General features: G+C 45.6%; 9 protein-coding genes. 2 read left to right on the plus strand and 7 right to left on the minus strand.

Features of this window, described 5'->3' with window-relative positions; all coding sequences use genetic code 11:
- Positions 1–225: 225 nt before the first annotated feature.
- On the plus strand, positions 226–744 hold the full coding sequence (locus ACM0P2_RS18015; RefSeq protein ID WP_159119384.1) for a hypothetical protein: 519 nt from the start codon (positions 226–228) through the stop codon (positions 742–744).
- Positions 745–801: 57 nt separating this feature from the next.
- On the opposite strand, the gene ACM0P2_RS18020 is transcribed toward ACM0P2_RS18015, so the two are convergent.
- Positions 802–1,767 carry an alpha/beta hydrolase fold domain-containing protein gene (locus ACM0P2_RS18020; protein ID WP_159119385.1) on the minus strand — a complete coding sequence of 322 codons (966 nt, stop codon included), beginning with the start codon at positions 1,765–1,767 and terminating at the stop codon, positions 802–804.
- Between the two features lie 360 nt (positions 1,768–2,127).
- Between ACM0P2_RS18020 and ACM0P2_RS18025 the strand changes: the two genes are divergently transcribed.
- Positions 2,128–3,021: a TraB/GumN family protein gene (locus ACM0P2_RS18025; RefSeq protein WP_159119386.1), complete on the plus strand. Its 894-nt coding sequence runs from the start codon at positions 2,128–2,130 to the stop codon at positions 3,019–3,021.
- A 487-nt stretch (positions 3,022–3,508) separates the two neighbouring features.
- On the opposite strand, the gene tuf is transcribed toward ACM0P2_RS18025, so the two are convergent.
- The 6 genes from tuf to rpoB all read right to left on the minus strand — a co-directional run bounded on the left by tuf (position 3,509) and on the right by rpoB (position 16,400).
- Positions 3,509–4,693, minus strand: coding sequence for an elongation factor Tu (tuf, locus tag ACM0P2_RS18030; protein ID WP_390609671.1), 1,185 nt, complete (start codon positions 4,691–4,693; stop codon positions 3,509–3,511).
- Between the two features lie 63 nt (positions 4,694–4,756).
- Positions 4,757–6,859, minus strand: a complete 2,103-nt coding sequence (gene fusA / locus ACM0P2_RS18035; protein ID WP_173361110.1) for an elongation factor G — start codon at positions 6,857–6,859, stop codon at positions 4,757–4,759.
- A gap of 27 nt (positions 6,860–6,886) precedes the next feature.
- Positions 6,887–7,357, minus strand: coding sequence for a 30S ribosomal protein S7 (rpsG, locus tag ACM0P2_RS18040; protein WP_014980519.1), 471 nt, complete (start codon positions 7,355–7,357; stop codon positions 6,887–6,889).
- Between the two features lie 75 nt (positions 7,358–7,432).
- A complete protein-coding gene (gene rpsL / locus ACM0P2_RS18045; protein ID WP_014951037.1) occupies positions 7,433–7,807 on the minus strand; it encodes a 30S ribosomal protein S12 in 375 nt (124 codons plus the stop codon).
- Between the two features lie 310 nt (positions 7,808–8,117).
- On the minus strand, positions 8,118–12,290 hold the full coding sequence (rpoC, locus tag ACM0P2_RS18050; protein WP_159120531.1) for a DNA-directed RNA polymerase subunit beta': 4,173 nt from the start codon (positions 12,288–12,290) through the stop codon (positions 8,118–8,120).
- A gap of 81 nt (positions 12,291–12,371) precedes the next feature.
- Positions 12,372–16,400, minus strand: a complete 4,029-nt coding sequence (gene rpoB, locus ACM0P2_RS18055) for a DNA-directed RNA polymerase subunit beta (protein ID WP_159120530.1) — start codon at positions 16,398–16,400, stop codon at positions 12,372–12,374.
- Between the last annotated feature and the right edge of the window lie 180 nt (positions 16,401–16,580).

A 16,580-nucleotide genomic window follows, 5' to 3' on the forward strand; every position in this document is an offset into this window, starting at 1 on the left:
ATTTGTTATTGCTCTAAAGTTGCATTGTAAGACTAAAGTATAATCTAGACACAACTTTTTAACACTCTTCATACCACTTCAAAGAATGGCCAAAAAACGTTTTACCTTAGATATCTAAAATAATTTCTTTTCATCCGACATATATGATCGTTTCTCGCAATAAGCCTTTAAATAAGATTCATTCTCGTTTATAAATACGCAACTTTTAAATAGATAGATAACAACATGGCATCTCCAAAATTTCACATGGCTTTTCGTAAGTATCACCGCTGGCTTGGCTTTTTTCTCGCGGGTATTATGGGAGTCTATGCACTAAGCGGAATTCTTCTTATATTCCGCCCTACCGATATTTTAAAATACGAGCAAACAGAAACGCGTCAATTTGAATCCAATCTTTCAGGTGTAGATCTTCTGCCTCTTCTTAAAATAAGAGGGAGCAAAGTTACGGATGAAAATGCAGACGTAGTCGTGCTAAACGTGGGCCAGTACGATAAAGACTCGGGCGAAGCCACCATCACCAAAAAAGATTATCCACTTGTACTCGCCAAAATGGTGAAGCTACATAAGGCAACCAACAACAGCCCACTATTCTGGCTGAATATAAGCTTTGGTTTAGGTTTGCTGTTTTTTGTTATATCCGCCTTTCTTATGTTTATTCCAAAACTCCCTATGTACAAAAATGGACTTAAAATTGCCGGGCTCGGTGCCATTGTTACGATATTGGCCGTAGCTTTCGGTTCCTAGTGAGTACGATAAGGTCCATTTTCCATACGCATATCGGCCGGTATGCGTATTTTCTCCTTACAAGTTTGAAAGAAAAAACCTCTTCATTAAGCGATAAGTGGTTTCAGACTCTGGCGTTTTGTAAAAAATTAAATATTCGGCGTGAGATAGGCCTTCAAACAGCTCTAACTGTGTAAGTCCTCCGCTGTCTGTTATGGCGCGGTTAACCCTGACTGTATCGCTTAAAAACATGTCTCTCGTTCCGCTTACTAAATACGTTGGTGGGAAGTGGGCAAAAGAACCGTAGATTGGGGATACTGAAGGGTCAGACAGCAACTTGTTTCCCGCGTATAAATGCGCAGCCGCTTTTAACTGACCTTCATAAGTTACCAGCACATTGTCAACACATTCATTGGTGACCAAGCTATCGCTGGTATTCGTGAGGTCGGCCCACGGCGTACCTACATAAATGGCCTTCGGCAGAGGGGTGTTCTTTTGAATCAGAGTCTGCACCAGTGATAGCACCAGGCCACCTCCTGCAGACGTCCCACCTACTAAAATATTCTGCGCGCCTATTTCCTCTAACAATGTGTTATAGACGGAGGTGACATCGTTAAGGGCTGCGGGTGAAGGAAAGGTCGGCGGCATTCTATAATCAACGCTATACACCACGATTCCCAAACGACTCGCCACAAGCAAACCTTCTTCAATACTAGGTAACCCGCCGAACAATACGAAAGCCCCGCCGTGGACATCTATATAGGCTTTGTTTTCAAATTCAGGGCTAACTACATTAGGCGTAAGCTTTCTCACGACGACTTGACCCAGCTTTAAGAGCTCGACACCTACCTCAAACTCTTTCTTCATTTTCTTTACTTTCTTTTTCTGTTCGGCATTTCTTGCCTGACTATAGCTTCGCCAATCTTCATCTGTAGAAGGTGTGGCTGCGATAACCTCATCTTTTGTCAACGTTGGGAAACTGGCTATGCCTTTCACTAGGGCATCACTGGCAGCTTTAGGTAACGTAGGAGTGCGCGTTGTCATATCAGTATGATTCGGTGACCATGGCAGTGAGTGCAAGTTAGCGCAATAAACATTTTATTTGCCTTATCTATTGTTTCGTTTTTCGCGAAAAACCGTAAGCGGCCTTGCGTGATTGGACAGCAATGTGCTCAAGAAAAAAGAGCAGCTTACTTAACGTTAGTGTTGCTTGAATTACTTTTATTCAAATGCTCACCTGATCTCAAGCAACTATTGCTATTTTCAGAGAGAAAGTACAGGGCACAACGGGGTCTTAGTCTGCTATGCTAGCCACGTGTCGTCGCAGGAATATTCAAAAAGTAAATGAAAGGATGCTGCAACACATAAACAACTTTTGCTGAGTAAAACACATTAGGGATTAAGATGAAAAATTTTTCTGTACGCAAACTAGCACTAACATTAGGTTTTACCTTCTGCTCTGTAGCCACCTCTTTTGCCTCTAGCGGTGCTGACGACAAAACTTCCGTTTGGAAAGTAAGCAACGGCGAAGATACTGTTTATGTGGGAGGTACAATCCACATTTTGCCTGTCTCTGAATTTCCGCTTCCTAGCAAATTTACGGACACCTATGAAAAAGCCGATACGTTAGTGTTTGAAGTGAAAATGCCCGATCCCACAGATATTGAAGGTCAACAAAAGATGATGGCTGGATTAGCGTATGCTGAGGGCAAGACATTAAAGGACGTAATTTCAGACGAAACCTATCAAGCGCTAAATACTTACCTCAGTAATTTTGGTGCAAGTGCTGATCAACTCGCGCGATTCAAGCCCGGCATGGTTGCTTCTATGCTAGTGGCCATGGAAGCGCAGCGTTCTCAATTAGCAGGCCAAGGTGTAGATGCCTATTTTATGCAGTTAGCTGCACGTGACGGTAAAACAAGCGAATACTTAGAGTCACTAGATTTTCAAATCAACATGCTAGCTAATATGGGTGCGGGTGAAGAAGACCGCCTTATATCTGAAACCTTGGAAACCTTACCAGAGCTAAAAGACATGCTTAAAAGCACCATAAAAGCATGGAGAGAGGGTGACACTGGGCAAATTGATGAATTGGTGGTAGATACATTCAAACGTGAATCTCCTACCTCTTATGATGATGTTTTCACCAAACGTAACCAAAATTGGGTACCTCAGATTGAAGCCATGTTTGGTGATGAAGACCAAGAGTTTGTTTTAGTGGGCGCGGGGCACCTAGTTGGCGAGGACAGCGTAATCGCCCTATTAGAAGCAAAAGGTTACAAAATAGAGCAAATGTAGTTTTCCCTTGGCTCGACCGCATCAAGACTAAAGCTAGGCATTTGCCTAGCTTTTTTATGCCTATTGCAAGGGATAAAGCTCTATCAAAAATTGACGCAGCAAGGAAGCTGATTGATGCTACTAAGGGTGGCTTTACGGTGCGTTTCTTCCTCTCCGTACAGGCTCAATAGACTTAAAAGGGGGCGCTTGTTCACTCTAGAACTCTCAGCTGCATGGAAGCAGCTGCGAAGCCGCTAATACAAAAGCACGGATGGGTCCGCGGCGTGTTACTTCTTCTCCCCATTAAACTTCTTGTTATGCCGTTTAACGATAGAGTGAGTGTATGCCCTCTGAAACCCTACACCGCATGGATGCGGTGTCGGAGCTCTTACATAAAAGCACGGATGGGTCCACGGCGTGTTCTAGAGTGAACAAGTGCTCCCTGATGTGCAGACATAAAAAAAGCGCACCTAAGTGCGCTTTTTTGGCTTATGTTACTAAGTCTAGATTAGTCTAGGATCTTAGATACAACACCAGCACCTACTGTACGACCACCTTCACGGATTGCGAAACGAAGACCTTCTTCCATCGCGATGGGAGCAATTAGCTCAACTTTGAATTTAAGGTTGTCACCAGGCATTACCATTTCTACGCCTTCTGGAAGCTCTACAGCACCAGTTACGTCAGTTGTACGGAAGTAGAACTGTGGACGGTAGCCTTTAAAGAATGGAGTATGACGACCACCTTCATCTTTAGACAGTACGTATACTTCTGCTTCGAAGTTAACGTGTGGAGTGATTGAACCAGGCTTAGCTAGAACTTGACCACGCTCAACTTCATCACGCTTAGTACCACGTAGAAGAACACCAACGTTCTCACCTGCACGGCCTTCGTCAAGAAGCTTACGGAACATCTCAACACCAGTACAAGTAGTCTTAGTAGTGTCTTTGATACCTACGATTTCTACTTCTTCACCAACTTTAACGATACCTTGCTCAACACGACCTGTTACAACAGTACCACGGCCTGAGATTGAGAATACGTCTTCGATTGGAAGAATGAACGGCTTGTCGATTGCACGCTCTGGCTCTGGGATGTATGAATCAAGCGCTTCACCAAGCTCGATGATTTTCTTTTCCCACTCTGGGTCGCCTTCAAGCGCTTTAAGAGCTGAACCTTGGATAACTGGTAGGTCATCACCTGGGAATTCGTATTCGTTAAGAAGTTCACGAACTTCCATTTCTACTAGCTCTAGAAGCTCTTCATCGTCAACCATGTCACACTTGTTCATGAATACGATGATATAAGGAATACCAACCTGACGACCAAGTAGGATGTGCTCACGAGTCTGTGGCATAGGGCCATCAGTCGCAGCTACTACTAGGATACCACCATCCATCTGAGCAGCACCAGTGATCATGTTTTTAACGTAATCAGCGTGTCCTGGGCAGTCTACGTGTGCGTAGTGACGAGTAGGAGTGTCATATTCTACGTGTGAAGTAGAAATGGTGATACCACGAGCTTTCTCTTCAGGCGCGTTATCGATTTGATCGAATGCCTGAGCAGAACCGCCGTAAGTTTTAGAAAGAACTGTAGTGATAGCTGCAGTTAGGGTAGTTTTACCGTGGTCAACGTGGCCGATTGTACCCACGTTTACGTGGGGTTTCGTACGTTCAAACTTTTCTTTTGCCATTTTTCTCGTTTCCTAAGTTAAAAGTCCGACCCACCAATAGACCGGACCGAACCTTCATTTAGATTAAGTTCTAGATTCTATAATAGCCTGCGCCACATTGTTAGGCGCCTCAGAATAATTGAAGAACTCCATTGAGTATGAAGCACGACCTTGTGTTTGTGAACGCAAATCAGTTGCGTAGCCAAACATTTCTGAAAGCGGCACTTTTGCACGTATTATTTTAACACCTGCGACACCATCTTCCATACCTTCGATCATGCCGCGGCGACGATTAATATCGCCAACTACATCACCCATCCAGTCTTCTGGAGTAGTTACTTCAACTTTCATTGTGGGTTCAAGCAACACCGGATTTGCTTCTGCGGCGCCTTTTTTGAAACCCATAGAGCCGGCGATCTTAAACGCCATTTCAGAAGAGTCAACATCGTGGTATGAACCGTCGAACAACGTTACCTTTACATCAAGTACTGGAAACCCTGCTAGAACACCACTTCGCATCTGCTCCTGAATTCCTTTATCGACCGCTGGGATGAACTCTTTTGGTACCACACCACCGACGATTTCGTTTACAAATTCGTAGCCTGAACCCTCTTCCTGAGGCTCAATACGTAGCCACACATGACCGAATTGGCCACGGCCGCCTGACTGACGAACAAACTTCCCTTCAACTTCAACGGATTTACGAAGGGTCTCGCGATAGGCAACCTGAGGGTTACCTACGTTACATTCAACTTTGAACTCACGCTTCATGCGGTCGACAATGATATCAAGGTGAAGTTCACCCATACCTGAGATAATTGTCTGCCCCGTCTCGTCGTCTGTCTTAACTTTAAACGACGGATCTTCTGCTGCAAGCTTACTTAGGGCAATACCCATTTTTTCTTGGTCAGCTTGTGACTTAGGCTCTACCGCAATCGAAATTACCGGTTCTGGGAATTCCATACGCTCTAATGTAATCACATGATTAGGATCACAAAGCGTATCGCCAGTCGTTACATCTTTTAGGCCAATCGCCGCAGCGATGTCGCCCGCGCGAACTTCTTTTAGTTCTTCACGGTCTTTTGCATGCATCTGCACGATACGACCGAAGCGCTCACGCTTGCCCTTTACAGGGTTATATACCGTGTCGCCCGTATTAACTACACCTGAGTAGCAGCGGAAGAACGTTAGCGTCCCTACAAAAGGGTCGGTCGCTATTTTAAATGCTAATGCTGAGAACGGTTCGTCGTCGCTTGAGTGACGCTCAGCTTCCGTCTCGTCTTTATCGTCAAGCACACCCGTGATGGCCTTAACTTCCGTAGGAGACGGAAGATAATGAACAACAGAGTCTAGCACAGCCTGAACACCTTTGTTTTTGAAAGCACTGCCACAAGTGGCAAGAACAATTTCGTTGTTCAGCGTACGCTTACGAAGACCTAAACGGATCTCTTCCTCAGAAAGTTCTTCACCTTCCAAGTATTTGTTCATTAACTCATCAGATGCCTCTGCAGCCGCTTCAATCATCTCGGTGCGGTACTGTTCAGCGGTATCTAGATATTCAGCAGGAATGTCTTCATAGGTAAATGTCATACCCATGTCGTCTTCATTCCAGTTAATGGCTTTCATCTTCACAAGGTCGATGACGCCATGAAAATTCTCTTCAGCGCCCATGTTGATTTGAATCGGAACACAGTTTGCGCCTAAACGTTTGCGAATTTGACCCACAACACGTTCAAAATCAGCGCCAGCCCGGTCCATCTTATTAACGAACACAAGGCGTGGCACTTGATATTTGTCAGCCTGTCGCCAGACTGTCTCTGATTGAGGTTCTACCCCAGAAGACCCACAGAATACAACTACGGCACCGTCTAGCACACGCAATGAACGCTCTACTTCGATAGTAAAGTCAACGTGTCCAGGGGTGTCGATGATGTTGATCCTGTGTTGATCGAACTGTTGCTCCATACCAGACCAGAAACACGTCGTCGCAGCAGACGTGATAGTAATACCACGCTCCTGCTCTTGTTCCATCCAGTCCATGGTAGCAGCACCATCGTGCACTTCACCGATTTTGTGAGACAGTCCTGTATAGAACAGAACACGCTCTGTGGTCGTGGTTTTACCCGCGTCCACGTGAGCCACAATACCAATATTGCGATAACGCTCAATCGAGGTCTTACGAGGCATAAATCTCTCTCAGTTATATTACGTTGATTACCAACGGTAATGAGCAAACGCTTTGTTTGCTTCGGCCATACGGTGAACGTCTTCACGTTTCTTAACCGCTGAACCTTTGTTGTCTGCTGCGTCTAACATCTCAGCCGCTAGGCGTTGTGCCATAGACTTTTCGCCACGTTTACGTGCAGCTTCTACCATCCAACGCATACCTAGCGCGTTACGACGAACTGGACGTACTTCAACTGGAACCTGATAAGTTGAACCACCAACACGACGAGACTTAACCTCTACTGTTGGGCGGATATTATCAAGTGCTTCCTCGAAGATATCTAGGTGTGCTTTGCCGGTTTTTTCAGCAACAATATCAAGCGCACCGTAAACGATTCTTTCAGCGACTGACTTTTTGCCGTCGAGCATTACGACATTCATGAATTTCGCAAGCAGTTGTGAACCAAATTTTGGCTCTGGTAGGATTTTACGTTGACCTACGACTCTTCTTCTTGGCATCTTCTATTCTCCGTATGAATTCAGGGAAAACCCAAAACTCTTAAACTTCAGTTTGGCCTTACTAACGGAGAACCGTTATGACTTAGGCTTCTTCGCGCCGTACTTAGAACGGGCTTGTTTACGATCGTTTACACCTGCGCAGTCAAGAGTACCGCGAACTGTGTGATAACGAACACCTGGTAGATCTTTAACACGACCACCACGGATAAGTACTACACTGTGCTCTTGTAGGTTGTGACCTTCACCGCCGATGTATGAAGAAACTTCAAAACCGTTAGTTAGACGTACACGACATACTTTACGTAGTGCAGAGTTTGGTTTCTTAGGCGTAGTAGTATATACACGAGTACATACACCACGTCTTTGTGGACAAGCTTGTAGAGCAGCTACGTTGCTTTTTTCAACGGGCTTTCTACGCGGCTTGCGCACTAACTGGTTAACTGTTGCCATTAACTAGCTCCTGATTAAAAACTACGAAAACCCAATCACTATGATTGGGTCCATATTAATGCGATTAATTGTTTAATCGCTCTACTTTGTGAACATTGTGCTCGTCAATATTCACTGAGCGCTGATACAAAAAACCGCGACCGTTTATCGAGCCACTTGATGGCTATCCAAAATCGGGTCGCGGAATATTAAAGATCATCGCCCTGACTGTCAAGGTGTACAAAGGTTAAGCAGTTAATTTATCTGCAATCTGTCAGCCTGACATGCCAATATGTTAGGAGTACGTTAACGTACTCCTATGATCTTTGCCTTATTCGGCAGTATCTTCGTCTGCACCGGCATTTAGCGCTTCGGTTAGTGCCTGTTCTGCTTCAGCAGCTGAAACTGACATTTCTTCGATTTGCTCTTTGCGACGTTGTGCACGGCGTTCATGGTAAGCGAAACCTGTACCCGCTGGAATTAGACGACCAACGATTACGTTTTCTTTCAGACCGCGTAGGTCATCTTCTTTACCTTGAACCGCAGCTTCAGTTAGAACACGTGTTGTTTCTTGGAACGACGCTGCTGAGATAAACGACTCAGTAGACAGTGACGCTTTAGTGATACCAAGCAGCTGTGTTTCATACTGCGCTGGGATCTTACCGTGTTTTTCAATTTCACGGTTCGCCACTTTAACGTTCGATACTTCAACCTGTTCGCCTTCAAGGAACTGCGTATCGCCTGGGTGCGTGATAATACACTTACGTAGCATCTGACGAATAACTACTTCGATGTGCTTATCGTTAATTTTAACACCCTGTAGACGGTATACTTCCTGAACTTCGTTCACGATGTAGTTGGCTACTGCTGAGATACCACGTAAACGTAGGATATCGTGCGGAGACTCTGGACCATCAGCGATAACTTCGCCTTTTTCCACTTTCTCACCTTCGAATACGTTAAGCTGACGCCACTTAGGAATCATCTCTTCGTATGCGTCACCTTCAGCAGGTGTAATCACAAGACGCTTCTTACCTTTGGTCTCTTTACCGAAGCCAATAGTACCTGAGATTTCTGCAAGAATAGCAGGCTCTTTAGGCTTACGTGCTTCAAACAAGTCCGCAACGCGCGGTAGACCACCCGTGATATCACGAGTCTTCGAGCTTTCCTGAGGAATACGTGCTAGCACGTCACCTTCATTCGCCACTTTGCCTTCTTTCGCTTCAATTGTTGTGAAGCTTGGAAGACGAATTTCTTGAAGACCGAACTCGTCGCTTTCAAGAATTAGCTTAGGCTCTTTAGAGTTAACTTTCGCAAGGTCTTTAACAACGATACGTGTTAAACCAGTAAGCTCGTCTTGCTGCATTTCGGTGTTAGAGTCATCAATGTCTGCGAAGCTAATCTTAGCTGCACGTTCAGTGATAATTGGGTGACTATGCGGATCCCAGTTAGCGACAACGTCGCCAGCTGTAATTGATGCACCGTCATCCACGCTAAGCACAGCACCGTAAGGTACTTTATAGCGCTCTTTCTCACGGCCTTGCTCATCGATAACAGTAAGTTCTGTTGAACGAGAAACGATAACCACTTTGCCGTCAGAGTTACGTACGAATTTCGCGTTGTGTAGCTTAAGGCTACCCGCAGTCTTAACTTGTACGCTGTTCTCAGCAGATGCTCTTGATGCCGCACCACCGATGTGGAATGTACGCATGGTAAGCTGTGTACCTGGTTCACCGATTGACTGTGCTGCAATAACACCAACCGATTCACCGCTACCTACCATGTGGCCACGTGCAAGGTCACGACCGTAACACTTAGCACATACGCCGAAGTCATTGTCACAAGTGATAACCGAGCGTACTTGAATTTGGTCTACTGAGTTAGCTTCAAGCATGTCTACTAGTGCTTCGTCTAGCAGAACGTTACGCTCAACAAGTACTTCGTTAGTACCAGGCTTAAGCACGTCTTCTGCGACAACACGACCTAGTACACGTTCACGTAACGGCTCAACAACGTCTCCACCTTCGATTAGCGGTGTCATTGTTACACCTTCGAATGTGCCACAGTCGTCATTAGTGATAACCAAATCTTGCGCAACATCTACTAGACGACGGGTTAGGTAACCCGAGTTAGCCGTTTTAAGTGCAGTATCCGCTAGACCTTTACGCGCACCGTGAGTAGAGATGAAGTACTGTAGTACGTTCAGACCTTCACGGAAGTTCGCCGTAATTGGGGTTTCGATGATTGAGCCATCTGGTTTAGCCATCAGACCACGCATACCAGCAAGCTGACGAATCTGAGCGGCACTACCACGAGCACCCGAGTCGGCCATCATATAAACAGAGTTAAATGATGTCTGCTCTTCTTCTTCGCCATCGCGGTTAATTACGATGTCAGTCTTAAGGTTGTCCATCATGGCTTTAGCAACTTTTTCGTTGGCATTTGACCAGATATCGATAACTTTGTTGTAACGCTCACCCGCGGTAACAAGACCGTTTTGGAACTGTTCCTGAATTTCGATAACTTCTGCTTCCGCCGCGTCGATAATCTCTTTCTTCGCTTCTGGAATAACCATATCGTCGATACCAACAGATGCACCCGCGATCATCGCGTAGTGGAAACCGGTATACATGATTTGGTCAGCAGCAATTACTGTGTCTTTCAGACCTAGCGTACGGTAGCAAGCATTCAATAGTCTTGAAATCTGCTTCTTGCCCATCGCTTGGTTAATGATTTCAAACGGCAGACCCTTTGGAAGGATCAACGAGAAAATCGCACGACCAACAGTAGTGTCAGTTAGCGTTACTTTCTCAGTTTTGTTGCCATCTTCATCGATATCATATTCAGTAATACGTACTTTAACGCGAGAGTGAAGCTCAGCATTACCTGTGCGGTATGCCTTTTCTGCTTCATTCGGGCTGGTAAATACCATGCCTTCGCCTAAGCCGTTTACTTTGTCACGCGTTAGGTAGTAAAGACCTAATACAACGTCCTGTGAAGGTACGATGATTGGCTCACCATTCGCAGGTGACAGAATGTTGTTCGTTGACATCATAAGTGCACGTGCTTCTAACTGTGCTTCGATTGTCAACGGAACGTGTACCGCCATTTGGTCACCATCGAAGTCGGCGTTGTACGCCGCACACACTAGCGGGTGAAGCTGAATCGCTTTACCTTCGATTAGTGTTGGTTCGAATGCTTGAATACCCAAACGGTGAAGTGTAGGTGCACGGTTAAGTAGTACCGGGTGTTCGCGGATAACGTCGTCTAGTACGTCCCAAACCTCAGGAGCTTCGCGCTCTACAAGCTTCTTAGCTGCTTTGATTGTTGTCGCAAGACCACGTGCTTCAAGCTTACCGTAGATAAACGGCTTAAATAGCTCAAGTGCCATCTTCTTAGGAAGACCACACTGGTGAAGACGTAGCGTTGGACCAACGGTAATTACAGAACGGCCTGAGTAGTCAACACGCTTACCAAGAAGGTTTTGACGGAAACGACCTTGCTTACCTTTGATCATGTCTGCAAGCGACTTAAGTGGACGCTTGTTAGAACCGGTAATCGCGCGACCACGACGTCCGTTATCTAGTAGCGCATCAACAGACTCTTGAAGCATACGCTTTTCGTTGCGTACGATAATGTCTGGAGCAGCAAGATCTAGAAGACGCTTAAGACGGTTGTTACGGTTAATTACTCGACGGTAAAGGTCGTTAAGGTCAGACGTTGCAAAACGGCCGCCATCTAGTGGTACTAGAGGACGTAAGTCTGGTGGAAGTACCGGTAGTACCGTCATGATCATCCACTCTGGCTTGTTACCAGACTGTTGGAATGACTCAAGCAACTTAAGACGCTTAGTAATTTTCTTACGCTTAGTTTCAGAGTTGATTGAAGGCAGCTCTTCACGCATAGCGGCTACGTCTGCGTCAACGTCTAACGCTTTTAGAAGATCGAACACTGCTTCAGCACCCATCTTCGCATCAAACTCATCACCGTGCTCTTCAAGTGCATCCAAGTACTCTTCTTCGTTAAGAAGTTGACTGCGCTCAAGCGTCGTCATACCTGGCTCTGTAACCACATATGATTCGAAATAAAGAACACGTTCAATATCACGAAGTGTCATATCAAGCATTAGACCGATACGAGACGGAAGTGATTTAAGGAACCAAATATGCGCAACCGGGCTAGCTAGCTCGATGTGACCCATGCGCTCACGACGCACTTTGGTCAGTGTAACTTCAACGCCACACTTCTCACAGATAACACCACGGTGCTTAAGGCGCTTGTACTTACCGCAAAGACACTCGTAGTCTTTAACCGGACCAAAGATACGCGCACAGAACAGACCGTCACGCTCAGGTTTGAACGTACGGTAGTTAATTGTTTCAGGCTTTTTAACTTCACCGAATGACCATGAACGAATCATGTCAGGTGAAGACAGACCGATTCGAATATTATCGAATTCTTCGGTCTTGTTTTGTTGCTTTAGAAACTTTAATAAGTCTTTCACATTACTCTCCCAGCGGAGTCAGTCTCTAGAACCCGGCGCAAGCGCCGGGCCATCTCATAACATTACGCGGCGATTGCCGTATTACTTTTCTTCAAGCTCGATGTTGATACCCAACGAGCGAATTTCTTTAAGTAGTACGTTGAATGACTCTGGCATGCCAGGTTCCATTCTGTGGTCGCCATCGACGATGTTCTTGTACATCTTGGTACGGCCGTTAACGTCATCTGACTTAACAGTAAGCATTTCCTGAAGGGTATATGCTGCACCGTATGCTTCAAGTGCCCACACTTCCATCTCACCAAAGCGCTGACCACCAAACTGTGCTTTACCACCAAGAGGTTGCTGTGTAACAAGGCTGTAAGAACCCGTAGAACGCGCGTGCATTTTGTCGTCTACTAAGTGGTTCAGTTTCAGCATGTACATGTAACCAACCGTTACTGGACGCTCAAATTCGCGACCGGTACGACCGTCAAACAAAGTAATCTGACCGCTTTCTGGAATATCAGCAAGCTTCAGCATTTCTTTGATTTCAGATTCACGAGCACCATCGAATACAGGTGTTGCTACAGGTACGCCCTTACGAAGGTTTTCTGCCAAGCGACGAACTTCGTGGTCAGTGAAGCTATCGATGTCGACTTCTTGATGATTCTCACCAAGCTCGTACACCTTCTTCAAGAACTCACGTAACTCAGCCAGCTCACGCTGCTCTTTGATCATGCGGTCAATCTTCACACCAAGACCGTGTGCAGCCATACCCAAGTGCGTTTCTAGGATCTGACCGATGTTCATACGAGACGGTACACCTAGTGGGTTTAGAACGATATCTACCGGCGTGCCGTCAGCATCATATGGCATGTCTTCTACAGGCTGGATAGTCGAGATAACACCTTTGTTACCGTGACGTCCCGCCATTTTATCACCCGGCTGGATGTGACGTTTAACTGCAAGGTAAACCTTAACAATCTTGAGTACGCCAGGCGCTAGGTCATCGCCTTGCGTGATCTTACGACGCTTAGTTTCAAACTTCTTATCGAAGTCAGCTTTAATTTCAGCGTGTTGATCAGCGATTTGGTCTAGCTCTAGCTGTGCATCTTCGCTGTTAAGTGCAATTTCAAACCACTTTTCACGGGGTAGGCTGTCAAGCTTAGCTTGGTCAACGCCAGCACGTAACAATGCAGTTTGTGCACGACTAAAGATACCGTCTGCAAGAATTTCGAACTCGTCGGTAAGGTCTTTCTTAACCTGACGCAACTGCATGTCTTCAATTTCTAGCGCTCGCTTGTCTTTCTCTACACCATCACGGGTAAATACTTGAACATCGATAACGGTACCGTGAACAGAGTTAGGTACACGTAGAGACGTATCTTTAACGTCAGACGCTTTTTCACCGAAGATTGCACGTAATAGTTTTTCTTCTGGCGTAAGCTGAGTTTCACCTTTAGGCGTTACTTTACCTACTAAGATATCACCGCCTTTCACTTCCGCACCGATGTAAACAACACCTGATTCATCAAGCTTGCTTAGTGCAGATTCGCCCACGTTCGGGATATCAGAAGAAATTTCTTCTGGCCCAAGCTTAGTATCACGAGCGATACAGCTAAGCTCTTGAATGTGGATAGTGGTGAAACGGTCTTCCTGTGCTACACGCTCAGAAATAAGGATTGAATCCTCAAAGTTGTAACCATTCCAAGGCATGAACGCGATACGCATGTTCTGGCCAAGTGCAAGGTCACCTAGGTCTGTTGAAGGACCGTCAGCTAGCACATCACCTGCAACAATCGGGTCGCCAACGTTACATGTAGGCTTCTGATTGATACACGTGTTTTGGTTAGAACGTGTGTACTTAGTCAGGTTGTAAATATCGATACCTGCTTCACCTGGAAGCATTTCATCTTCATCTACTTTAATAACGATACGGCTGGCATCTACGTAATCAACCACACCACCACGCTTAGCAACTACAGTAACACCTGAGTCAACCGCGATGGTTCTTTCCATACCGGTACCAACTAACGGCTTATCAGCACGTAGTGTAGGTACTGCCTGACGTTGCATGTTCGCACCCATTAGTGCACGGTTCGCATCATCGTGCTCTAGGAATGGGATAATGCTCGCAGCAATTGAAACAATTTGCTGTGGCGAAACGTCCATGTACTTGATGTCTTCAGTCGGCATCAAAGTAGTTTCACCACGGTGACGACATGGGATTAGGTCGTCTACCAATTCGCCGTTCTCAGTCAACGCAATGTTAGCCTGAGCGATTGCGAATTGACCTTCTTCAATTGCAGATAAGTAATCGATTTCGTCTGTAACCACACCGTCAACAATGCGACGGAAAGGTGTTTCAAGGAAACCAAAGTCATTGGTGCGTGCGAAGCTTGCCAATGAGTTGATAAGACCGATGTTCGGACCTTCCGGCGTTTCGATTGGACATAGACGACCATAGTGAGTCGGGTGTACGTCTCGAACCTCGAAGCCTGCACGTTCACGTGTTAGACCACCCGGGCCTAATGCAGAGATACGACGCTTGTGCGTTACTTCTGACAGCGGGTTGTTTTGGTCCATGAACTGAGAAAGCTGAGATGAACCGAAGAACTCTTTAACCGCAGCCGAAATAGGCTTAGCGTTTATAAGATCCTGAGGCATCACGTTGTCTAGGTCGCCTAAGCTTAGGCGCTCCTTCACTGCACGTTCTACACGTACAAGACCCACACGGAACTGGTTCTCTGCCATTTCACCTACAGAACGAATACGACGGTTTCCAAGGTGATCGATATCATCAACTTCGTCTTTACCGTCACGAATCATTATTAACTGCTTCATTACAGAAATAATGTCTTCTTTATCTAATGTACCCGAACCGATAAGCTCTTCACGACCTAAACGGCGGTTGAACTTCATACGACCAACAGAAGAAAGGTCATAACGTTCTTCAGAGAAGAACAAGTTATCGAACAAGGTTTCTGCTGCATCTTTTGTCGGTGGCTCACCAGGACGCATCATACGATAGATTTCAACTAGCGCTTCGAGGCGGTTAGTTGAAGAATCGATACGCAATGTGTCTGAAATGTATGAACCGTGGTCTAGTTCGTTAATGTAAAGTGTTTCGAACTCTTTAATACCCGCTTGGCTAAGTGCCGCTAGGTTTTCTAAAGTTAGTTCTTCGTTTGCACTTACGATCACTTCACCAGTGTCTTCATTTACATAAGTAGCAGCGAATACGCGACCAATTAGGTAATCTGCCGGAACTTCAAGTTCTGTAAGACCTGCTTTCTCAAGTGCACGAGTGTGACGGGCAGAGATACGACGACCTGATTCAACAACGACATTTCCTTCGCCATCAATGATATCGAACTGTGCCGTTTCACCACGAAGGCGATCTGGAACCACTTCCATCATCAGCTTGTCTTTGCTGATACGCACATTAACTTTTTCGAAGAAAGTGTCTAGAATCTCTTCAGACGTCATTTCCAACGCACGTAGAATAATCGTTGCTGGCAACTTACGACGGCGGTCAATACGTACAAACAGGTTATCTTTCGGGTCAAACTCGAAGTCTAACCACGAACCACGGTAAGGGATTACACGTGCGTTATATAGCACTTTACCTGACGAGTGGGTTTTACCTTTATCATGATCAAAGAATACACCAGGTGAACGGTGTAGCTGTGACACAATAACACGCTCTGTACCATTGATAACGAACGTACCGTTCTCTGTCATCAACGGGATTTCGCCCATGTACACTTCTTGTTCTTTAATATCTTTTACGGTACCTGGGGCAGCGTCTTTATCGAACAACACTAACCGTAGTTTTACTCTTAAAGGAGCAGAGAAAGTTACGCCACGAATTTGACATTCTTTAACGTCGAAAACGGGCTCTCCCAGGCGGTAGCTTACATACTGAAGCTCTGAACTACCTGAGTAGCTTTTAATTGGAAAAACGGAACGAAATGCTGCTTCCAAACCGTATTGAGCATCTGCGTCGATCTCAATAAACTTTTTGAAAGAATCAAGCTGAATTGAAAGAAGGTATGGAATTTCCAATACCTGTGGGCGTTTGCCAAAATCCTTACGGATACGTTTCTTTTCGCTATAAGAGTAAACCATGGGTTCCTCAGCCTGCTGATTTATGACCCAACCTGCTGCAAAATGCTTTAAAACGCGTGCTATGGGCTAAAAGCTGCGTTTCAAATGGCGCACTAAGCAACAAACTTCCACAACCCTTTTTCGGGCAGATACACCAGCATACAACAAAATTTAACCAATTATTAGTTAACTTGTTGGATT

Source organism: Alteromonas sp. OM2203 (assembly GCF_048517045.1).
In the GTDB taxonomy this organism is placed as follows: domain Bacteria; phylum Pseudomonadota; class Gammaproteobacteria; order Enterobacterales; family Alteromonadaceae; genus Alteromonas; species Alteromonas gracilis.

What these genes read in the sequence shown, in the direction of transcription:
- ACM0P2_RS18015 (WP_159119384.1), top strand. Translation starts at nt 226, where the DNA reads ATGGCATCTCCAAAATTTCACATGGCTTTTCGTAAGTATCACCGCTGG.
- ACM0P2_RS18020 (WP_159119385.1), bottom strand. Translation starts at nt 1,767, where the DNA reads ATGACAACGCGCACTCCTACGTTACCTAAAGCTGCCAGTGATGCCCTA.
- ACM0P2_RS18025 (WP_159119386.1), top strand. Translation starts at nt 2,128, where the DNA reads ATGAAAAATTTTTCTGTACGCAAACTAGCACTAACATTAGGTTTTACC.
- tuf (WP_390609671.1), bottom strand. Translation starts at nt 4,693, where the DNA reads ATGGCAAAAGAAAAGTTTGAACGTACGAAACCCCACGTAAACGTGGGT.
- fusA (WP_173361110.1), bottom strand. Translation starts at nt 6,859, where the DNA reads ATGCCTCGTAAGACCTCGATTGAGCGTTATCGCAATATTGGTATTGTG.
- rpsG (WP_014980519.1), bottom strand. Translation starts at nt 7,357, where the DNA reads ATGCCAAGAAGAAGAGTCGTAGGTCAACGTAAAATCCTACCAGAGCCA.
- rpsL (WP_014951037.1), bottom strand. Translation starts at nt 7,807, where the DNA reads ATGGCAACAGTTAACCAGTTAGTGCGCAAGCCGCGTAGAAAGCCCGTT.
- rpoB (WP_159120530.1), bottom strand. Translation starts at nt 16,400, where the DNA reads ATGGTTTACTCTTATAGCGAAAAGAAACGTATCCGTAAGGATTTTGGC.